The organism is Mesorhizobium sp. M1423 (assembly GCF_040317575.1).
Lineage (GTDB): Bacteria > Pseudomonadota > Alphaproteobacteria > Rhizobiales > Rhizobiaceae > Mesorhizobium.
Genome location: NZ_JAMYKU010000054.1, coordinates 1 through 15749, shown reverse-complemented (window position 1 = coordinate 15749; position 15749 = coordinate 1). Strand labels below are relative to the sequence as shown.

Annotated in this window: 18 protein-coding genes; 9 read left to right on the top strand and 9 right to left on the bottom strand. The window is 64.4% G+C overall.

The window, feature by feature from the left end:
• Nucleotides 1-96: 96 nt before the first annotated feature.
• The 3 genes from NKG95_RS33465 to NKG95_RS33455 form a co-directional block, all read right to left on the bottom strand.
• Nucleotides 97-1689, bottom strand: coding sequence for a peptide chain release factor 3 (locus NKG95_RS33465; RefSeq protein ID WP_352484942.1), 1593 nt, complete (start codon nucleotides 1687-1689; stop codon nucleotides 97-99).
• An 87-nt stretch (nucleotides 1690-1776) separates the two neighbouring features.
• Nucleotides 1777-2703, bottom strand: coding sequence for a haloalkane dehalogenase (locus NKG95_RS33460; RefSeq protein WP_353043787.1), 927 nt, complete (start codon nucleotides 2701-2703; stop codon nucleotides 1777-1779).
• A 4-nt stretch (nucleotides 2704-2707) separates the two neighbouring features.
• Nucleotides 2708-3298: a TetR/AcrR family transcriptional regulator gene (locus NKG95_RS33455; protein ID WP_353043786.1), complete on the bottom strand. Its 591-nt coding sequence runs from the start codon at nucleotides 3296-3298 to the stop codon at nucleotides 2708-2710.
• Nucleotides 3299-3415: 117 nt separating this feature from the next.
• On the opposite strand from NKG95_RS33455, the gene NKG95_RS33450 reads away from it, so the two are divergent.
• On the top strand, nucleotides 3416-4492 hold the full coding sequence (locus tag NKG95_RS33450; protein ID WP_353043785.1) for an NAD(P)/FAD-dependent oxidoreductase: 1077 nt from the start codon (nucleotides 3416-3418) through the stop codon (nucleotides 4490-4492).
• On the opposite strand, the gene NKG95_RS33445 is transcribed toward NKG95_RS33450, so the two are convergent.
• The 3 genes from NKG95_RS33445 to NKG95_RS33435 form a co-directional block, all read right to left on the bottom strand.
• The gene (locus tag NKG95_RS33445; RefSeq protein WP_353043784.1) at nucleotides 4486-5859 is read right to left on the bottom strand and encodes an amidase; all 1374 of its coding nucleotides are present in this window, start codon (nucleotides 5857-5859) and stop codon (nucleotides 4486-4488) included. The two genes, NKG95_RS33450 and NKG95_RS33445, sit on opposite strands and share 7 nt — an antisense overlap.
• Before the next feature lie 155 nt (nucleotides 5860-6014).
• Nucleotides 6015-6815: a class II glutamine amidotransferase gene (locus NKG95_RS33440; RefSeq protein WP_352484936.1), complete on the bottom strand. Its 801-nt coding sequence runs from the start codon at nucleotides 6813-6815 to the stop codon at nucleotides 6015-6017.
• A gap of 5 nt (nucleotides 6816-6820) precedes the next feature.
• Nucleotides 6821-7036 carry a DUF6356 family protein gene (locus NKG95_RS33435; RefSeq protein WP_023717932.1) on the bottom strand — a complete coding sequence of 72 codons (216 nt, stop codon included), beginning with the start codon at nucleotides 7034-7036 and terminating at the stop codon, nucleotides 6821-6823.
• Between the two features lie 115 nt (nucleotides 7037-7151).
• Here NKG95_RS33435 and NKG95_RS33430 point away from each other — a divergent pair, with 115 nt between their 5' ends.
• The 3 genes from NKG95_RS33430 to NKG95_RS33420 all read left to right on the top strand — a co-directional run bounded on the left by NKG95_RS33430 (nucleotide 7152) and on the right by NKG95_RS33420 (nucleotide 8862).
• Complete coding sequence (locus NKG95_RS33430) at nucleotides 7152-7622, top strand: Lrp/AsnC family transcriptional regulator (protein ID WP_353043783.1); 471 nt, start codon at nucleotides 7152-7154, stop codon at nucleotides 7620-7622.
• 84 nt (nucleotides 7623-7706) lie between these two features.
• Nucleotides 7707-8192: a dUTP diphosphatase gene (gene dut, locus NKG95_RS33425; RefSeq protein ID WP_023717930.1), complete on the top strand. Its 486-nt coding sequence runs from the start codon at nucleotides 7707-7709 to the stop codon at nucleotides 8190-8192.
• Between the two features lie 13 nt (nucleotides 8193-8205).
• Nucleotides 8206-8862 (top strand): HAD family hydrolase, encoded by a 657-nt coding sequence (locus tag NKG95_RS33420; protein ID WP_352484934.1) that lies wholly within the window; start codon nucleotides 8206-8208, stop codon nucleotides 8860-8862.
• A gap of 31 nt (nucleotides 8863-8893) precedes the next feature.
• On the opposite strand, the gene NKG95_RS33415 is transcribed toward NKG95_RS33420, so the two are convergent.
• Entirely contained in the window at nucleotides 8894-9478 is a 585-nt protein-coding gene (locus NKG95_RS33415; RefSeq protein WP_353020295.1) for a TetR/AcrR family transcriptional regulator, read from the bottom strand.
• Nucleotides 9479-9559: 81 nt separating this feature from the next.
• Between NKG95_RS33415 and NKG95_RS33410 the strand changes: the two genes are divergently transcribed.
• The 4 genes from NKG95_RS33410 to NKG95_RS33395 all read left to right on the top strand — a co-directional run bounded on the left by NKG95_RS33410 (nucleotide 9560) and on the right by NKG95_RS33395 (nucleotide 12791).
• Nucleotides 9560-9967: an SRPBCC family protein gene (locus NKG95_RS33410; RefSeq protein ID WP_353043782.1), complete on the top strand. Its 408-nt coding sequence runs from the start codon at nucleotides 9560-9562 to the stop codon at nucleotides 9965-9967.
• A 75-nt stretch (nucleotides 9968-10042) separates the two neighbouring features.
• Nucleotides 10043-10897, top strand: a complete 855-nt coding sequence (locus NKG95_RS33405) for a hypothetical protein (RefSeq protein WP_353043781.1) — start codon at nucleotides 10043-10045, stop codon at nucleotides 10895-10897.
• Between the two features lie 77 nt (nucleotides 10898-10974).
• Complete coding sequence (locus NKG95_RS33400; RefSeq protein WP_352484928.1) at nucleotides 10975-11778, top strand: isocitrate lyase/PEP mutase family protein; 804 nt, start codon at nucleotides 10975-10977, stop codon at nucleotides 11776-11778.
• 14 nt (nucleotides 11779-11792) lie between these two features.
• The gene (locus tag NKG95_RS33395) at nucleotides 11793-12791 is read left to right on the top strand and encodes a proline racemase family protein (RefSeq protein ID WP_352484926.1); all 999 of its coding nucleotides are present in this window, start codon (nucleotides 11793-11795) and stop codon (nucleotides 12789-12791) included.
• On the opposite strand, the gene NKG95_RS33390 is transcribed toward NKG95_RS33395, so the two are convergent.
• Both NKG95_RS33390 and NKG95_RS33385 read right to left on the bottom strand, forming a co-directional pair.
• Nucleotides 12788-13483, bottom strand: coding sequence for a sulfate transporter family protein (locus tag NKG95_RS33390; protein WP_352484924.1), 696 nt, complete (start codon nucleotides 13481-13483; stop codon nucleotides 12788-12790). The two genes, NKG95_RS33395 and NKG95_RS33390, sit on opposite strands and share 4 nt — an antisense overlap.
• A gap of 78 nt (nucleotides 13484-13561) precedes the next feature.
• A complete protein-coding gene (locus tag NKG95_RS33385; protein ID WP_502914018.1) occupies nucleotides 13562-14443 on the bottom strand; it encodes an EamA family transporter in 882 nt (293 codons plus the stop codon).
• A gap of 218 nt (nucleotides 14444-14661) precedes the next feature.
• Between NKG95_RS33385 and NKG95_RS33380 the strand changes: the two genes are divergently transcribed.
• The gene (locus tag NKG95_RS33380) at nucleotides 14662-15654 is read left to right on the top strand and encodes an adenosine kinase (protein WP_352817081.1); all 993 of its coding nucleotides are present in this window, start codon (nucleotides 14662-14664) and stop codon (nucleotides 15652-15654) included.
• Nucleotides 15655-15749: the final 95 nt, after the last annotated feature.

Here is a 15749-nt window from a genome sequence, read left to right as displayed (position 1 = left end):
TCACTGCCATCGCGATTCCCTCAGACCGTCCACCTCAGAGAATCACAATCAGCGAATTACGCAACAGGCCCGCAAGGGGAGAAGGAAAGCGCCGCATCACGCCGCTCTGTCGCGGACCTGGTAATCCTTCACCGCCGCGAAGCGGATCGCCTTCCAGCGTTCGGCTTCGTAGTTGAGCGAGAAGGCGTGCTGGGCGAGGAACACCGGATCGTTATCGAGATCGCGGGCAATGTCGCCGCGATGCGCCTCGATGAAGCGCTGGAGTTCGGCCCTGTCGTCGGCCGATATCCAGCGGCAGACGGAAAAGCGCGACATCTCGAAATCGACCGGCAGCGTGTATTCGAAGTTCAGCCGCTCCTTTAGCACGTCGAGCTGCAGGGCGCCGACGACACCGACGATGGCCGGCGAGCCGTCCTCCGGCGAGAACAATTGCACGACGCCTTCCTCGGCCATCTGATGCAGCGCCTCCTTGAGTTTCTTGGCTTTCATAGCGTCGCCGAGGCGAACGCGGCGCAGGATCTCAGGCGCGAAATTCGGCACGCCGCGAAACAGGATCTCCTCGCCCTCGGTCAGCGTGTCGCCGATGCGCAGCGTGCCGTGATTGGGGATGCCGACCACATCGCCGGCGAACGCCTCGTCGGCGGTGACGCGGGTGCGGGCGAAGAAGAATTGCGGTGCCGACAGGCTCATCGGCTTTCCCGTGCGCACCAGCTTGGCCTTCATGCCGCGCTCGAGCTTGCCGGAGCAGACCCGGACGAAGGCGATGCGGTCGCGGTGGTTGGGGTCCATATTGGCCTGGATCTTGAAGACGAAGGACGTCATCTTGTCCTCGGTCGCCTCGACCTTGCGGCTGTCGGCCTCCTGCGCACGCGGCGGCGGCCCATAGGCGCCGAGCGCCTCGATCAGATCGCGCACGCCGTAATTGCGCAGCGCCGAGCCGAAATAGACCGGCGTCAGATGGCCCTCGCGGAAGGCATCGAGGTCGAGCGGGCGGCAGGCTTCGCGCGCCAGCTCCAGCTCTTCGATGAAAGCCTCTCGCTCGTTCTCCGGCAGCAGGCCGGCAACGCGGTTGGAATCGGGGCCGTGGACCGGCGTGCGCTCCTTTTCGGCGTCGCCCTTGCGCACCGCGTTCAGCGCCAGATGGTAGGTGCCGGAAAAGGTCTTGCCGCGGCCGATCGGCCAGGTGATCGGTGCTGTGTCCAGCGCCAACTTCTGCTCGATCTCGTCGAGGATATCGAACGGGTCGCGGCTTTCGCGGTCCATCTTGTTGACGAAGGTGATGATCGGGATGTCGCGCAGCCGACAGACCTCGAACAGTTTCAGCGTGCGCGGCTCGATGCCCTTGGCGGCGTCGATGACCATCACCGCGCTGTCGACCGCCGACAGCGTGCGATAGGTGTCGTCGGCGAAATCCTCGTGGCCGGGCGTGTCGAGCAGGTTGAAGACGGTGTCCTCATATTCGAAGGTCATCACCGACGTCACCACCGAAATGCCGCGCTCGCGTTCAATCTTCATCCAGTCCGACCGGGTCTGGATGCGGTCCTTCTTGGCCTTGACCTCGCCGGCAAGCTGGATGGCGCCGCCGAACAAAAGCAGCTTTTCGGTGAGCGTGGTCTTGCCGGCGTCGGGGTGGGCAATGATCGCGAAAGTGCGGCGGCGCGATACCGCTTCTGTAATCATTTCGGACATTTTTCAGGATTTCCGTGTGAGGCCGGGCTTCTAGCAGCGGAGTGCAGAGCTGTCGACCTCTCCGGCGGCAGTGGCCATGCTCCGGCGTCAGGCCGGTTCGGTCGCACGGCTCTCAGTGGCTATCTCGGGAATCCACTCGGCAATTGCGGTGCCGATCTTGTCGGCATGGTCCTCCTGCAGATAATGCGCGCCGGGTCCGAGATCGATCAGGCGGCAATTCTTCAGCCCAGCCGCGAATTCCCGGGCCGCCTGCGGCGAGACGAGGGCGCCGGGATCGCCTGAGAAAAGCAGCTTCGGGTAGGAGGAAGCCCGGAGCGCCCAATGGTCGTGCTCACTGATGGCGGCGACATCGGCAGGCTGGCCTTCGATCGGCAGGTCGCGCGGCAGCCGCAGGACCGGCTTGCGCGATTGCGGTGTCGGGAACGGCGCCCGGTAGGCGGCCATTTCTTCACCGTTCATCGTGCGCAGCACAGCAGCCGGCAGCACCTTTTCGACGAAGACGTTGTCTTCCAAGACAAGCTTCTCACCGACGCCAGGCGTGCGCATTGCCTTGAACAGTTCGCGCGCTTGCGGACGCTGGTGAAAATCGTCCCAGCTCTCGAAGGGGCGGATGAATTCCATGAAGGCGAGGCCGAGGATCCGCTGCGGCCGCCGGGCCGCGAGATGGAAGGCGAGTGCGGTGCCCCAGTCCTGCGCGACGACCACCATATCGGCGACGCCAAGCGTGTCGATGAAAGCATCGAGATAACGGACCTGGTCGAAGAAGCGATAGTCGATGTCCGGCTTGCCGGACTGGCCATAGCCGATCAGGTCGGGCGCTATGCAGCGGCCGAACGACGCCACATGCGGGATGATGTCTCGCCAGATGTAGGACGACGTCGGGTTGCCGTGCAGGAAGAGCACCGTCGGACCGGCAGTGCCTGCCTCCACATAGGACATGGTTGAATCGAGTACCGCGACTTGCGAGCGCGGCACCATTGGGCGGGCTTCCAGCTTTTCAAGTTTCGGGTTCATCGGATCAGCTCCCTTTTGCGAAGACTGTTTTGAAGACGATATTCTTGAAACGCTCGAGCGGTTCGGGACTGCGCTCCACCTTCATGCGCAGCATCGCGCCTTGCCAGGAACTCAAAAGGAAATCGGCGAGATCCTCGGCATCGAACGCGTCGGTGATATCGCCGGCCGCCTGGCCTTCGGCGATGCATTCGGCAAAGGGCTTACGCCAGCGTTCGAAAATGGCGACGAGTTGCAGCCTCAGCGCCTCACTGTGAGCCGCCGTCTCGAGGCTGAGATTGCCAATCATGCAGCCCCGTGCCCAATCATGCGCCTCCAGCTTCGACGTGATGATTTCGAGATAGCGGCGCAAGCGCCCGACCGGGGGCGTGCCGTCCCGGCCGAGGGCCTGCTCCACCAAGCCGCTCACATAGGCGAAATAGCGGTCCAGCACCTCGCCGGTGAACGCCTCCTTGGAGGCAAAATGATTGGTGAAGGACCCCGGGCGGGCATCGGCTGCGGCGACGATGTCGCGTACGCCGGCGGACGAATAGCCGGAATTCCAGATGGTTTTGAAACCGGCGTCGAGAAGTTTTTCGCGAAGTGAATGTCTGGCCATATCGATACAATACGTACGTACGTATTAAAGTCAAGAAGCATATTTGATACCGCGCGCTCTTGGCAGAACCCACGGGGAATGGCATCGCGGTGGTGGCGTTGGAACGAGGAGTGAAGCATGACAGAGGCGGAAGAAGTGATTGTCATCGGCGCCAGCATCATCGGCGCCTCCATCGCTTGGCACCTGACCAAGGCCGGAGCAAAGGTGACGGTCATTGCCGGCAGCGGCGCCGGCGGCGTCGCGACGCCGAATTCCTTTGCCTGGATCAATGCCAGCTGGGGCAATCCGGCGCCCTATTTCCGGCTGCGCATTCGGTCGATGGCCGAATGGACGCGACTGGCGAACGAGGTGCCCGGCATCCCGTTGCAATGGTGCGGCGGCCTGTGCTGGGACCTGCCACGTCCCGAACTTGAGGCCTATGCGGCCGAGCACTCCGCCTGGGGCTACGGCATCGAGCGTATCGACCGTGCCGGAGCTGCGCGCATCGAGCCCAATCTGACCGAACTTCCCGATTTCGCCCTTTATGTCGCCGAGGAAGGTGTCGCCGAGCCGGTCGCCGCCACGCAAGCACTGCTGGCCGACGCCGAACGGCGCGGCGCGCGGCTGCTGACAGGAGTTACCGCGACCGCGCTTGTGCGGGCCAACGGCCAGGTCTCCGGTGTCGACACATCCGCCGGGCGGATTGTTGCCGACGAGGTGGTGATCGCGGCCGGAGCCGGCTCTCCGGCACTAGCGGCAACAGCCGGGATAGAACTGCCGATCGGGACACCGCCCGGCCTGATCGTGCATTCGCGCCCCTACCAAAAGCTGCTCAACGGCCTGGTGATCGGCGACCGACTGCATATGCGCCAGACCGCGGAAGGCCGCATCATCGCCGGCTCGGATTTCGGCGGCGCCGATCCCGGCATGGATGCCGCGGCGACCGCCCGCGACCTGTTTGCGGCGATGAAGGCCATGCTGCGCGGCGCAGATGGGCTGGAACTCGATTTCCACACCATTGGCTACCGGCCGACGCCGGTCGACGGCTTTCCGATCATCGGCCGCGCCGAAGGCGGGGGCGGCGTCTACGTCGCCGTCATGCATTCCGGCATCACGCTGGCACCGGCCGTCGGCCTGTTCGCCGCCCGCGAGATCCTCGACGGCGATCGCGATCCGCTGCTTGATCCCTACGGGCTGGCGCGGTTTACTCAATAACCGGGCGGGCGGCGAAAGCCGCCGGCCAGCGGCTCGATTGCCCTGGCGATCCCGAGCAGGCGCGACTCCGACCAGCGTTTGCCAACAAGCTGTAGTCCGATGGGCAGGCCATTGCTGTCCTGTCCGCGGGGCAGCGACAGTGCGGGATGGCCGCTGTAGTTGAACACCGCGCCATAGGCCGGCAGCATCCAGTAGCTTTGCTCGCTATCGTCGACCTCGATCGGCGTTCCCGGCTCGCAATGCGGGAAGGCGGTGACCATTGCGACCGGGCACAGCAAGGCGTCGCAACCGTCGAAGAACCGATCCCACGCCAGGATGGAGCGGTCGCGGCGGGCGAGCGCCTCGAACCAGCGCGAGACCGGCGTCGGCTTCTCCGGTGGTTCGGGCTGCGCCGCCTCCAGCATCATGCCGATCAGGACGCCGCCCTGCTCCAGGTCGTCGTGCAGGTCGAGCTCCGGCAATTTGGCTTCCTCGACGATGGCGCCCGCGGCCTGAAGCTCTTTTGCCAGACTTTCGACCACCGCGCTGATCTCGCCGGCCACCGGAAAGCCCGGAAAGGACGGCGCGATGGCGATGCGCAAATTCCTGAGATCCAACTCCGGCATGCTTTCGACCGGTACCGGCGCAAGGTCGGTGTCGCTTCCATCCGGCCCGGCAATGAGGCGGTAGATCAGTACCAGGTCTTCGACGCTGCGCGCCATCGGTCCGAGGCAGGAGATCCGCCGGACGCTGCGCGGCGCGCCGCCTGGATCGGGGAAGGCGCCGGCGAGCGAGACGCGGTGCTCGGTCGGCTTGAGGCCGTAGACGCCGCAAAAGGCAGCGGGCAGCCGGATCGAATCCTGCATGTCGGTGCCGACCTCGAACGGCGTCATTCCAGCGCTGAGCGCCGCCGCCGCACCGCCACTGGAGCCGCCGGCGGTGCGCTGGAGGTCCCAAGGATTGCCGGTACGGCCGAACAGCGGATTGCTCGACTGCCAGTCACTAAGCATTGTCGCCACGTTCGTCTTGCCCACCAATATGCCGCCTGCCGCCTTCAGCCGTGCAACGACTGGACTGTCTGCCCTCGCGGCATAGTCGGCGAAGGCCGGGAAGCCGACAGTGGTTCTCATGCCCGCGGTTTCGTGCGTGTCCTTCAGTGTGAACGGCACGCCGTGCAGCGGCCCAAGGGCTTCGCCGCGCGCCTGCGCTTCGTCGGCCTTGCCGGCGCGCTGCCGCGCACCTTCCCGATCGAGGGTTACGACGGCGTTGACCGCCTCATTGTGCCTGTCGATCTGCGCCAGATGCGCGTCCAGCGCTTCCACAGCGGAAATCTTGCGGTCACGAATGGCGGCAAGCAATTCTGTGGCGGAGGAAAAGGCGAGGTCCATGACCAATACTCCGGCTTGCCAGCGGCGCCAGCCTCACCAAATGGCGGGCAACGGCGCGTCTTCAAGCCGAGTTCAGCATTCGAGGACAGGCGGTGCTTGATCGGAATTGTGCTGCCTGCTGCAATCGGCGCTGTCCTGCGACGCGTACGAGGAATCTACACGGCCAGCGCCAGCTTTGCCGCGGCGGGCACAAACGGACGAATGCTCATGCCGTCTCTGCCGATGGTGACGAAGCTCGAGGGCGGAATCGCCTGCCAGTCGCTGCCGTCGCGGTCGAAGGGTTCCGACACGACGCAACGGCCTCCGCCATTGCGGAAGGCGGACGTGTAGAGCGTCGGCGCGTGGCCGTCGCTCGTATAGCGCACCGCGTAAAGCGATTGTCCGTCGGAAAAAGCCGCCGTCAATTTCAGCGCCGGCTCGAAGCCGCCGCGGCGCGAGGCGTCGATGACGCGGCTGGTGGCGCGCGATACGGCGCCCTGCGGATCACCTGCCAGGTCCTCTTCGGTCATCATCAGAAAGAACAGTTCCGAATCCGTGGCGCCCTCACGCTGGTCGAAGGCGGCGTCGGAGAGCGAATTCTCCAGCGCGCGACGGATCTTTTCGAAGCCGCCGATCTGGCCATTGTGCATGAACGACCAGCGGCCCGAAATGAACGGATGACAGTTCATGCGGCTGGTGGCGCCACCGGTCGAAGCCCGGATATGGGCGAGGAACAGGCCTGACTTGATCTGCCGGCACAGGCTTTTCAGATTGGGGTCCGACCAGGCCGGCAGGATGTCGCGATAGAGGCCGGGCTCCGGTCGGTCGCCATACCAGGCCAAGCCAAAACCATCGCCATTGGTCGGCGATTTGGCTTCCTGGGCGCAGTGGCTCTGGGCGATCAGCGAGTGGCAGGGCGCCGTGACGATGTCTTCGAGAAAGACGGCTTCGCCGAGATAGGCGGCCCACCGGCACATAGCGCCTAACGTCCCCTGTTATGCGTCCGCTCGTAGAGCTCACGGATGATGCCGCTTGCCGTGGTCTCGAACAGAAACGGCAAGAAAGCATGAATGAGCGCGGCAAAAGCCGCCATGAACAATCGCGACGAGAACCATGCGGCGAAAGCCATATGGCCGAAATAACTCTCGCCGACCGCAGCCGGGTGAGAGGTGAAAAGTCTTGCGAGCCGTGCGGTCATGTCGGTCCCTCCTGCCAGCATGAAGAGCCGACGATGAATATCCTGGCATGGGTGTTCGGTTCATCGGTCCCAAATTGTCCTTGTGAAAGGCTGAATTTTGGGACAAACATCCCACATGACGCCGGAAATCGGCGAAATAGACCGGAGATTGCTGGCCGAGCTGCAGCGCGACGGCACGCTGTCCGTCGACCAGCTCTCGGCAAGAATATCGCTGTCGCGCAATGCCTGCTGGCGCCGGGTCAAGCGGCTGGAGGAAGACGGCGTCATCACCGGCCGCGTGGCGCTGGTCGACGCCGACAAGCTCGGGCTCGGCCTTTCCGTGTTCATCCTGATCCGCACCTCGAATCACGATCCCGACTGGCTGCAAAAATTCCGGGCGGCGGTGACCGGCTTTGCCGAGATCACCGGCGCCTACCGCATGTCCGGCGATCTCGACTATGTCTTGCGCGCCCGTGTCGCCGACGTCAAAGCCTATGACCGGCTCTATCAGCGGTTGATCGCCAAGGTGGCGTTGTCGGACGTTTCGGCCTCGTTCGTCATGGAAGAGATCAAGGAGACCACGATCGTTCCGATGGAACTGCGCTGAGGCGGAACTGCGCTGAAAGAAAGCCGTTGATAGCATTGTCGCCGAGTTGACTGGACCGGCGTTCGCGACGATAGGATCAGCCTTATGCGCGCAGCACTTTATCCCACCTCCGTCATCGGTCCTGCTGTCGGCTTCGTCAGGCTGCCGCATGGCGAGGGATTGCCGCTTCCCGCCTATGAGAGCTCGGGCGCCGCCGGCATGGACCTGCGCGCCGCCGTCCCGGACGACAGGCCGCTCTTGATCCTGCCGGGAAAGCGCGCGCTGGTGCCGACCGGCCTGGTCCTGGAAATTCCCGAGGGCGTCGAAGGCCAGGTCCGGCCGCGTTCGGGCCTCGCCTTCAAGCACGGGCTCACCTGCCTCAACACGCCCGGCACCATCGACAGCGACTATCGCGGCGAGGTCAAGGTGCTGCTGATCAATCTCGGCGACGAGGATTTCGCGGTAACGCGCGGCATGCGGATTGCCCAGATCGTCTTCGCCCCGGTGACGCAGGCGACCGTCGAGGAGCGCACATTGGCCGGCGGCACAACGCGCGGCTCCGGTGGCTTCGGATCGACCGGCACGGCCTGATGAGCGCGGCGAAATGAAGATCCCCAAGCTCGTCATCTTCGATTGCGACGGGGTTCTGGTCGACACCGAGAACCTGGCCAACCGGCGCCTCGCCGAATGGTTGAGCGCGGCAGGCTTTCCGGCCAGCTTCGAATATTGCCGCAAGAATTTCTCCGGCCGCAGCATGGTCTCGGTGCAGAAGGAAGTCGAGGCGACCGGCGTCAGCCTCGGCGCCGATTTTGTCGAGCGCTGGAACGCCGGCCTGCCGGACCTGTTCGCGCATGGCGTCGAGGCCATCCCCTACGTTCGCGAGTTCATCGAAACCGTGCACGCCGCCGGCATCGCCACCTGCGTCGCCTCGTCGGCACGGGTATCGAAAATGCACATCACACTCGGTCAGACCGGGCTGCTGCCGCTGTTTGAGCATGCGCTGTTCAGCTCGACCATGGTCTCGCGTGGCAAGCCGTTCCCCGACCTCTTCCTGCATGCGGCAGCGACGATGGGCTTCGCGCCCGCCGATTGCATCGTCATCGAGGACAGCGTCGCCGGGACGGCAGCCGGCATCGCCGCCGGCATGCGCGTCTATTCCTATCACGGCGACCCGCTTTCCGACCGCGACGGACTGAGCGAAGCCGGCGGCATCCTGTTCGACGACATGCGTGAACTGGCCGGGCTGGTGCCGATCCACTAATCGCCTTTGCGCAGGCTGTACGCGCTCGATCTCAGACCGGGCGTGACGCTCCAAGTACTCGGTCGACCGTGTCGCGTATGAGACTGCGCAGATTGGCCGGCCTGTCGAGATGACTGACGACAAGGAGGCCGTCGGCCGCCACCGTTAGCGCGTCCGCAGTGCGGTCCGGATCGCGATTTGCGTCCGCGATCAGCAGATCCCTTAGGATGCCCCACTTCCAGTGACGATGCTTATCGATCGCCTGGCGAACCGGGCTGCTGGGATCGGGGTATTCGGCAGCGGCGTTCTGGAAGGGGCAGCCGCGGTAGCCCGGCTGATCCGCCGCGTCGGCGATGAGATCGAATATGGCAAGGATCATCTGGCGAGGCGGCCGCCGGTCAAGCTTCGCGATCGCCGCCCGTCCCCCCTTGCTGAGCTCCTCGATGTAGGCGCGGACGAGATCGTCCTTGGCCGCGAAGTGATGATAGAACGTCGCCTTGGCAACGCCGGCCTCGGCGATGATGCGGTCGATGCCGACTGCGCGCACCCCCTCCAGAGAAAACAGCGCGGTCGCCGTATCGAGGATACGACGGCGCGCAAGACTTTCTGGACGATCGTTGATTCGGGCTGCGGACATGCCTTGACTATATGGCAGACAGGTCTGTATATATCCACATGTAGACAGACAGGTCTACCCACCAGCGGAGGAAAAGTGAACATGGCTTCGATAGTCAGGGAAATCATCGTAGATGCTCCACCGGAAAGCGTATGGGCGACGGTCGGCGACTTCGCCGGCGCCCAACGGATAGCCCCAGGCGTTTTCGTCGACTGCCGGGTGGAGGAGGGCGACGTGCGGGCCCTTATGTTCGCCGACGGCAAGATTGTGCGAGAGCGGCTCATCGCTCGCGACGAGCAGAGCCGGCGGATCGTGTGGGGATGGCTCGGCGACGAGGTCACCCACGATAACACTTCCATGCAGGTCTTTGCCGAGGGCGAGGGCCGGAGCCGCCTGGTCTGGATCCACGACACTCTGCCCGACGAACTCGGCGCGTGGCTCGCAGCCGCCATGGATCACCTGGTGCCGGTTTTCCAGCAGACCCTGGCGAGCCAAGCCAAGCCAACATAGTGAGGCAACGCCAAGTGTTTCCCCTTGGCCGCAAAATGCTCTAGCTTGCGCGCGCCCGACATAACGAGCGCGCGCATGACCTTCTCCCTGCTTCGTTTCATCTTTGCCTGCCTGCTGCTGCCTTGTCTTTGGACGGGCAGAGCGGAGGCCGTCAGCTTCCCGGAGCTCGGCAGCGCCGTCCCCGGCCACGGCGATGTCACCTATCTCGATCTCGCCAGGATGGTCATTCCCGATCTGGCCGCGGACAAGGACGGCTTTTTCCGGGGTTCGATGCCGATCGAGATGCGCCACATCGCTGGTCCGGACTACGACGGCTCGCCGCCGGCGACGTCGGGTCTTTCCAACGCCGGCGTGCTCGGCATTAAGGCCGGCGGCAAGGAGCGGCTGACCATGCTGTTCGACCTCGGCGACTCGCCTGACAGTGCCGAGGGCTATGCGGTGCTGGCACTCTACGACATCACCGGCAAGCCGGCCCTGCTCGACGCGGTCAATGTCGCTGTCGACCGCATCACCTATCTTCGCGATCCGGGCAAGCTGCCGATCGGGCCTGGTGACGACGCCATCATCAGCATGAGCACGCATTTCAATTCGAGTCAGGGCTATGGGATCACGCCGCTGATCATGGTCCGCAGCGACAGGTTCGAGCTGATCGACATGATCTATACGTTCGACGAAAACCTCTGCACCAACCGAAGGACGCAGAATGCGGCGTTCCAGGCGATTGCTGACGGCCAGCCCTATGCAGCCATCAAGGTTACGGTGACCGACGCGACGGTACCGGGCGAAGAAAGCTGCGACGGCCAGCATCCGCCAGCGGCGTCTTCGCGCAACATTTCCGTCACCTATCATTGGGACAAAAACGCTTCGCACTACGTCAAGGATTCCGACGCGCTGGACCGATTGGCAGAAGAGAACGCCAAACGCTTCTGAGCCAACCGCATTTGTTTGCCCGGCGCGTTCCGCCGGGCTAGAATTTGCCTCACATTCTGCACTGGAGGGGAGCATCCATGGATAAGGGCAAGATTTTTCGCGACCTGCATGCCTCGATCTTCGTCATGGCCAATTCCTGGGACGTCGGCACGACCAAGCTTTTGGCCTCGTTCGGCTTCAAGGCGCTGGCGACGACCAGCGCCGGTTTTGCCTTTTCGCGCGGCCTGCCCGATGGCGCGGTGACGTTCGAGGCGATGATCCACCATTGCCGTGAAGTGTCGGCGGCGACCGGGCTGCCGGTTTCGGCGGATCTCGAAAAGGGCAAGGGCGACAGCGCGACAAGTGCCGGCGAGACGATCTTCGCCGCCGAGGCGGCTGGCCTCGCCGGCTGCTCGATCGAGGACCATACCGGCGAGCCCGACAAGCCGATCTATGATTTTTCGCATGCGGTCGAGCGCGTCGCGGCGGCGGCGGAAGCGGCACGGGCGCTGAAACGCGATTTCGTCTTCACCGCGCGGGCCGAGAATTTCCTGTGGGGCAAGCCCGACCTCGACGATACGATCAAGCGGCTGCAGGCGTTCGAGAAAGCCGGCGCCGACGTGCTCTATGCACCAGGGCTGAGCGACATCGAGACGGTGCGGACCGTCTGCTCGGCGCTGACCAGGCCGGTCAACGTCATGGCCAGGCCTGGCTTCACCATCGCCGACCTAGCCATGGCGGGGGTAAAGCGCGTCTCGCTCGGCCCATGGCTCACCAATTTCGCCTTCGGCATGCTGGAGACCGCGGCGCGCGAGATCCAGCAGGACGGCACGTTCGGCTTCACCCGCGCCGCCATGCCGTTCGGCAAGCTGCAGGCGCTGTTTGCCAAATCTTCAGCCTAGGTAGGCCCCGGCGAATGACGCTCACCGTCGTCGACATGCACACCGGCGGCGAGCCACTGCGGATCGTCACCGGCGGCTACCCCGACATTCCCAAGGGCACGATTCTCGAAAGGCGTGCCTATGTGCGCGACCATCTCGATCATCTCAGAAAGATCCTGATGTTCGAGCCGCGCGGCCATTACGACATGTATGGCGCGCTGCTGGTGGAGCCTGACCTGCCGGGCGCCGACCTCGCGGTGCTGTTCATGCACAATGAAGGCTATTCGACGATGTGCGGCCACGCCATCGTCGCGCTCGGCCGCTATGCCGTCGACGAGCGGCTGGTGGCGCCACGCGAGCCGATGACGACGGTCAATATCGAGGCGCCATGCGGGCTGATTTCGGCTGCGGTCGAGGTAAGGGATGGCAAGGCCGGTGCGGTGTCATTCGAAAGCGTGCCGGCGTTTCTGTTTGCCCGCGACCAGCGGATCGAGCTGCCGGGCTACGGCGCAGTCGGCTTCGACATCGCCTATGGCGGCGCCTTCTATGCGCTGGCCGACTGCCGCCAGTTCGGGCTGGAATTCGGCAGGAACCGGGTGCGCGATTTCGTCGATGCAGCGACGGCGCTGACCAATAAGCTCAAGGCCGAATTGCCGCTGTCGCATCCCGACCATGCCGATCTCGCCTTTCTCTACGGCACCATCCTGACCGACGGACAGGATGCGATCTCCGATACGCCGACCAAAAACATCTGCGTTTTCGCCGAAGCCGAGGTCGACCGTTCGCCGACCGGCTCGGGCGTCACCGCGCGGCTGGCGGCCATGCACGCCAAGGGCCAGATCGAGATTGGCCGGACACGGCTGTTCGAGAGCATCGCCGGCTCGCGCTTTTCCGGCGCGGTCGTACGCACGGCCAAAGCCGGGCCGCATGACGCCATCATCGCCCGCGTCGGCGGCCGCGCTTACTACTCAGGGCGGGCCGAATTCATTGTCGAGGACGACGACGAACTGGGGCGCGGCTTTCTGCTGCGCTAAGCATCATCCCGCGCCGAGATCGCCTTGTGCAGGTGCACCATCATGGCGGCGGCGAACAGCGGCGTCAGAAGGTTGAGCAGCGGCACGGCGAGGAAGGCGGCGACAACCAGCCCGGCCAGGAACACGGTGACCGCGTGCTTCCTGCGCAGCGCCTTGGCCTCGGCCTCCGGGCGAAAACGCATGGCGGCGAACTCGAAGAACTCGCGCCCGAGCAGATAACCGTTGACGACGAAGAAGGCGGCGATATTGATGCCTGGCACCAGCAGAAGCAGCAGGGCGACGATGTTGCCGAGGATGACGACGCCGAAGAACCTGATCGCCAGCACCAGCGAGCGCAGCGCCGGCACTGCGCGGCCGGGCGGATCGTTGGGATAGTCGGTGCGCTCGACGACTTCGGCGACGTCGTCGAGGAACAGGCCAGCGATGATCGCCGTCACCGGCGCGATGAGCAGCGCCAAGCCCAGCGCAAGGCCGATGCCGGCGACGACGGCGCCCAGCCATCCGGCCCAGGAGGGCAGGCTGGGCAGCCATGCATCGATCCATGGCCAGGCCAGCCAGTCGAACAGGCCCTTGATCCCGAACCAAAGTGCCGCCAGCGTCAGCAAGGTCAGCCCCAGCGTCTTCACGAACACGGAACGGAATTCGGGCGAGAACAGCCGGCTCAAGGCGGCGCGGGCGGCGTCGAGGATCACGGCGTTTCCAATTCCATGTCAAACATGCCCGTGGCTGATATCTCCGAATAGGCGGAGACAGCGTAGGCTGCAAGCGCCCTAGCGCGCGACCTTCGCCTGGGGAATGGTCATCGCCGCCACGCCGACGACGACCAGGGCCATTCCCCACCACGCGCTCGGACCAAGGCTTTCGCCAAGGAACACGGCTCCGATAGCAACGCCGATCGGCACCCGCAGATAGGCTTGCGAGGTGGTGCCGACGGAGCCCAGCGTGTGGAGGAGACGGAAATAGATGCAAAAGGCCAGCGCGGTTGAAAACACCGAAAGCCCGAGCAGCGCAAGGATCGAAGCTGTCGACGGCGCCAAGGTCCATTGCTTGTCGAACGCAAGGCTCAAGGGGATCAGCATCGCGGCGCCGCAGAGCATCGAACCGGCGGCCGGCACCATCGGGTCGAGCCCCCTGAAGCCGCGGCCGAAAACGGCCGCGCCGGCATAGCAGATCGTCGCCGCGATCACGGCAAGTTGCGGTAACAATTGCTGTCCGAGGCCGCCAAGCGCCGGGGCGCCGACAACGAGGCATATTCCGGCTATTCCCGCCGCGACGCCAAACAGCTTGCGCATGGTCGACGGTTCGTGGCGGGTGATGAGGGCGGTCAGCAAGAAGGTAAAGATCGGCGAGGTCGCATTCAGGATCGTGGCCAGCCCGGCATCCAGCGAGCAAGCGATCAGCGTGAACGGCACGACGCTGTTGAGGCATGCCTGGAATGCAAACCGGCGCCAGCTTGTGGCATCACCCGGCAAGGTCAGCCCGCGCCAGCGGATCAGGGCAAGCAGGATGCCACCCGCGATCAGGGTTCGCGCGGCGATCAGCGTCACCGGCGGGATCGTCGCAACGCCGATCTTGATGAAGCTGTAGGATGCACCCCAGAGCACTGCCAACACGACGAGCAGCACCAGCTCGATCCTCGTGTCGGTTTTCATAGACATGGCCGGCGGGGACCTCTGGGCATCGCTCATCTCAGCCATGCTTGTAAGCCAGGCACGCGAGAAATGCTTCGGCCGCCATCCAACGATGGTGGCTATGCTGACATTCGTCGGATCGCCGCATTGTCGACTAGGCAAAGCCGCATCAAACCGCTAGACCCGCCCGCGCCCGGCATGGCAGAAAGCCGGTGGGTTTTTGGCGGAGACATGAATTGATGCCGGACTATGACGTGCTTTGTATCGGAAATGCCATCGTCGACATCATCGCCCAGTGCGATGAGGCGTTCCTGGAGACCAACGGCATCATCAAGGGCGCGATGAATTTGATCGACACGAGGCGCGCCGAACTGCTCTACAGCCGCATGGGCCCGGCCATTGAAGCCTCGGGCGGCAGCGCCGGCAACACGGCGGCGGGCGTCGCCTCCTTCGGCGGTCGCGCCGCTTTCTTCGGCAAGGTCTCCAACGACGCGCTCGGCAAAATCTACGCGCATGACATGCATGCCCAGGGCGTCGCCTTCGACACAAAACCGCTCGATGGCGAACCGCCGACGGCGCGCTCGATGATCTTCGTCACGCCGGACGGCGAGCGCTCGATGAACACCTATCTCGGCGCCTGCGTCGAGCTCGGCCCGGAGGATGTTGAGGCCGACAAGGCGTCGGGCGCCGCCGTCACCTATTTCGAGGGCTATCTGTGGGACCCGCCGCGCGCCAAGGAAGCGTTCCGGCAGACGGCGAAGTTCGCCCATGCCGCCGGGCGCGAAGTATCGATGACATTGTCGGACTCGTTCTGCGTCGACCGTTACCGCGACGAATTCCTCGACCTGATGCGCTCCGGCACCGTGGATATCGTCTTTGCCAACAGCCACGAGATCAAGTCGCTCTACCAGACCGCGTCCTTCGACGAGGCGCTGGCGCAGATCCGCAGGGACTGCAAGATCGCCATTGTCACCCGTTCGGAAAAGGGCTCGGTCATCGTGCGCCGCGACGAGACCGTCACCATCGAGGCGACCGGGATTCGCGAGCTGGTCGACACGACAGGCGCCGGCGACCTCTACGCCGCCGGCTTCCTCTACGGCTACACGCAAGGCCGCGGCCTGAAGCAGTGCGGTGATCTCGGCTCGCTGGCCGCCGGGCTGGTCATCCAGCAGATCGGCCCAAGGCCACGCCAGAATCTGCGCCGCGAGGCCGAGCAGGCGGGGCTGCTGTAGCGACACCTCTTTCCTTCTCCCACAAGGGGCCTGTTGCGTAATTCGCTGATTGTGATTCTCTGAGGTGGACGGTCTGAGGGAATCGCGATGGCAGT

What these genes read in the sequence shown, in the direction of transcription:
- NKG95_RS33440 (WP_352484936.1), bottom strand. Translation starts at nt 6,815, where the DNA reads ATGTGCCGGTGGGCCGCCTATCTCGGCGAAGCCGTCTTTCTCGAAGAC.
- NKG95_RS33380 (WP_352817081.1), top strand. Translation starts at nt 14,662, where the DNA reads ATGCCGGACTATGACGTGCTTTGTATCGGAAATGCCATCGTCGACATC.
- NKG95_RS33410 (WP_353043782.1), top strand. Translation starts at nt 9,560, where the DNA reads ATGGCTTCGATAGTCAGGGAAATCATCGTAGATGCTCCACCGGAAAGC.
- NKG95_RS33420 (WP_352484934.1), top strand. Translation starts at nt 8,206, where the DNA reads ATGAAGATCCCCAAGCTCGTCATCTTCGATTGCGACGGGGTTCTGGTC.
- NKG95_RS33435 (WP_023717932.1), bottom strand. Translation starts at nt 7,036, where the DNA reads ATGACCGCACGGCTCGCAAGACTTTTCACCTCTCACCCGGCTGCGGTC.
- NKG95_RS33415 (WP_353020295.1), bottom strand. Translation starts at nt 9,478, where the DNA reads ATGTCCGCAGCCCGAATCAACGATCGTCCAGAAAGTCTTGCGCGCCGT.
- NKG95_RS33430 (WP_353043783.1), top strand. Translation starts at nt 7,152, where the DNA reads ATGACGCCGGAAATCGGCGAAATAGACCGGAGATTGCTGGCCGAGCTG.
- NKG95_RS33465 (WP_352484942.1), bottom strand. Translation starts at nt 1,689, where the DNA reads ATGTCCGAAATGATTACAGAAGCGGTATCGCGCCGCCGCACTTTCGCG.
- NKG95_RS33395 (WP_352484926.1), top strand. Translation starts at nt 11,793, where the DNA reads ATGACGCTCACCGTCGTCGACATGCACACCGGCGGCGAGCCACTGCGG.
- NKG95_RS33405 (WP_353043781.1), top strand. Translation starts at nt 10,043, where the DNA reads ATGACCTTCTCCCTGCTTCGTTTCATCTTTGCCTGCCTGCTGCTGCCT.
- NKG95_RS33460 (WP_353043787.1), bottom strand. Translation starts at nt 2,703, where the DNA reads ATGAACCCGAAACTTGAAAAGCTGGAAGCCCGCCCAATGGTGCCGCGC.
- NKG95_RS33455 (WP_353043786.1), bottom strand. Translation starts at nt 3,298, where the DNA reads ATGGCCAGACATTCACTTCGCGAAAAACTTCTCGACGCCGGTTTCAAA.
- NKG95_RS33400 (WP_352484928.1), top strand. Translation starts at nt 10,975, where the DNA reads ATGGATAAGGGCAAGATTTTTCGCGACCTGCATGCCTCGATCTTCGTC.
- NKG95_RS33385 (WP_502914018.1), bottom strand. Translation starts at nt 14,443, where the DNA reads ATGAAAACCGACACGAGGATCGAGCTGGTGCTGCTCGTCGTGTTGGCA.
- NKG95_RS33450 (WP_353043785.1), top strand. Translation starts at nt 3,416, where the DNA reads ATGACAGAGGCGGAAGAAGTGATTGTCATCGGCGCCAGCATCATCGGC.
- dut (WP_023717930.1), top strand. Translation starts at nt 7,707, where the DNA reads ATGCGCGCAGCACTTTATCCCACCTCCGTCATCGGTCCTGCTGTCGGC.
- NKG95_RS33445 (WP_353043784.1), bottom strand. Translation starts at nt 5,859, where the DNA reads ATGGACCTCGCCTTTTCCTCCGCCACAGAATTGCTTGCCGCCATTCGT.